This window comes from Occallatibacter sp. (assembly GCF_049802275.1).
Taxonomy (GTDB): Bacteria; Acidobacteriota; Terriglobia; order Terriglobales; family Acidobacteriaceae; genus Telmatobacter.
Window position 1 is genome coordinate 1 of record NZ_JBARMD010000506.1, and the last position, 2,680, is coordinate 2,680.

Sequence of the window (2,680 nt, forward strand, 5' to 3'; positions counted from 1 at the left end):
CGTCGCAGGATCCCAGCCTGCCTTGAGCAACGCACTTCGCGCCGCTTTTGCCGACGCGCTCTGATCCTCCTTGATTAGCCTCCTGAATTCACCGTTGATCTCATTCTTCAGCTTCGTCGGTTTCAGATCGCGCCGGTCCGCGTACTTCGCAACCGCTCGATCGTGGAGTTCGCGAAGCTCTTTCACTTCGCCTATCCGTTTGGTGAAAAGGGCCTCCGGCTCGTTCGCGAGCGAGACCTGGCCCTTTCCCGCCACCTGCTCCTGCCCCCCACTCTGCCTCATCGCGCGCGTCCACTTTGTAATGCGGTTGGTGACCGAATCCATGAACGACTTGTTCATCGGGTTGGTGGCGCGCCGATATTGCTTGCTCTTGCTGATGTTCTTGGCGCCCACGGATGCCGTCTCGTCCACATCCGCGCCCACCGGTTCTGACAGCGTTGCAGACTCACCGCGCGCCCATTGCTTTTCCCACTTGGAGCGAATGACGCCTTTGATCTCAACCTGCTGGCCTTCAAACTCGAACGACGTTTCCTTGTCGGTTCGATGTTGAATTTCGTCCTCTCCGCGTATGCGGTGTCCGCCCGGCTCCTTCGCGCCTCGCATCTCCGACGACTCGCGCGGCGCCGAAGACGGATGAGGTTGCTGTGAACCGGCAGCGCCAGGAATCGCGGGAATTTCCGCGGCCGGATGGGCAAGAATAGAAGGCCCTTGCACCGCGCCCTGCGCCATGGAAGGTGCCGGCTTCGCGAGACTCAATTCGGTTTGAGGATCTCCGTGCGCCACTGGCTCGATAGGGGTTTCCCCTTTGGGTGCAACCTTGGGAGGGTGAGAGACAGTAGAGGCCAGCCTGCCGGTTACCACGCCCAGGCCAAGATTCAGTTCGAGATCCGCTCTTGAACCGCCGCCGTTCAAATAGAAGCCGGTGGCTCCTCCTGCTAAATCTCCGAGAGTCCCCGCGGTGAGTCGCGCAACCTTTGAGTTGCCCAGCACCTTGCCCGCTACTCCCGTTACGCGCGAACCGACGAAACCGGAAGGAACCGCAATCACTCCGGACCAGGCCCCCTCCTTAAAACTCTCTTTCCAGCTCTTGCCCTCGACACGCGCCACAGTGGTGCCGGATGCGAATCCTTCGGCAAAGGTCGTCACCGCTTCCGCCGGCAGGCCAGTGAGCCCGATACCCCCAAGGACCTCCCCGGCGATTCCTCCGGTTGCCAGGGCAGCCTCCATGCCGATGGCGGCGTTTCTGGCAATGGTGAGACCCGTGACGATACTTTGGGCAGTCGACTCCGATTTTTCAATTCCCCTTTCCACAATGCGTCTGGCGCGATCCGCCAGTTGCACACCTTCGAAGATGGTCTGCGCTCTCTTCTCCTGAGGACCAACAATGTCGGCGGTGCTGTTTGCCTTCTTCCTCTCACCCAGAACGATGTTCGACATGGCAACAGCAGAAATCGTCTCGTCTTGCAGATCTCCGGCATCGACCCCGCTGGCAAGTCTGACCACGACGCCGGCACGCGACGATTCTCTTCTTACACCCTCCGCATCCGCCGGATCGTAGTTTGCGTCCATGAACGAATCCGCCTTGAAGACGGTATCTTCGTTCATATCGCGGGCGCTCTTTTCCGCTCGATTCAAGATCTGTGCCACACCGGCCCGGAGTTGTGTCGCCTCCGCGTCGTCCAGCACCAGCGTCTGGTTCCCGTGCATCAGCACCCACCCACCCTCGGGCTGTTGATACATCCCGTCAATCTTGCGGATCAGGCTCATGACCTTCTCGCGCTCCAGAACAAACCCGGGAGACGGCCCGCCGAACACCTCTTGCATCTCCGCCTTGTCCTTGATCTCTTCTTCTTTTTCAGCACCTAAATCCACAGACGACGCGATCGCTGCATTTACTCCCGCTGCGTGGCGCTCGGCCTTGCGCATATAGCGGTACAGGTTGCGAAGTTCCGCCAACGTCCCGGTCAGCAGTTGCCGGTCGGCCCGGTTCACATTGGGTTGTTTTAACCACGCCTGGATCAGGCCCATCTCCCGCTCTACTTCTCCTGATGTTTTGTACAAAGCGCTCTCGTAGAGCGTTCGCGGCTTTTCAAGCTCTTCTCTCTCTCCAGCCTTGTTTTCACCGGACGGCTTTTTCTTCTGCGGATGCTTGCGGCTCTTTTTGCGTCGCCGCTGTTCATCCTCCAGGAGCTTCAGTTCCTGCTCGTACTTCAGGTAATCCGGCGAGGTCTGTCTTTGCCTTCCGAGCCACTCCGCACGCTGATCGATTTGATCGTCGAGATGCATATCGTTCGCGGATAAATCCGGCGGGCTCTTCGGCACGGTCGGGTCGCGCAATTCGAGCACGCTGTTCTCATCGAGCGGCGAACATTGCACCGTTCCTGGAATACTGGCCAGATCCACCGGTATGGGCCCTGAGCCGCCGGCGAGTGCCGCGGCAGCCTCCGCCTCGCGTTCGTGCGCCGCTCCCTCAACAACGCCACCGGGACGGCTCTGTTGCACCACGTGCGCCAGCTCATGCGTCAGGAGCCGGCGTCCCTCCGGCACGTACGGACAAAACTGGTCTGCGCCGAAGATGATGTTCCGCCCCTCGGTAAACGCACGCGCCTTCCGCTGTCTTGCGAGAGTGGCCGCCCCTGACCCCGCGTGAATTCGCACCTCGCTCAGGTCGGCTCCGAAC

1 protein-coding gene is annotated in these 2,680 nt (G+C 60.3%); it reads right to left on the reverse strand.

Annotation, left to right across the window (positions count from 1 at the left end; all coding sequences use genetic code 11):
* Positions 1-2,667 (reverse strand): eCIS core domain-containing protein (locus tag WA354_RS17580; protein WP_472814323.1); only part of this gene is annotated, 2,667 nt, incomplete at its 3' end.
* Positions 2,668-2,680: the final 13 nt, after the last annotated feature.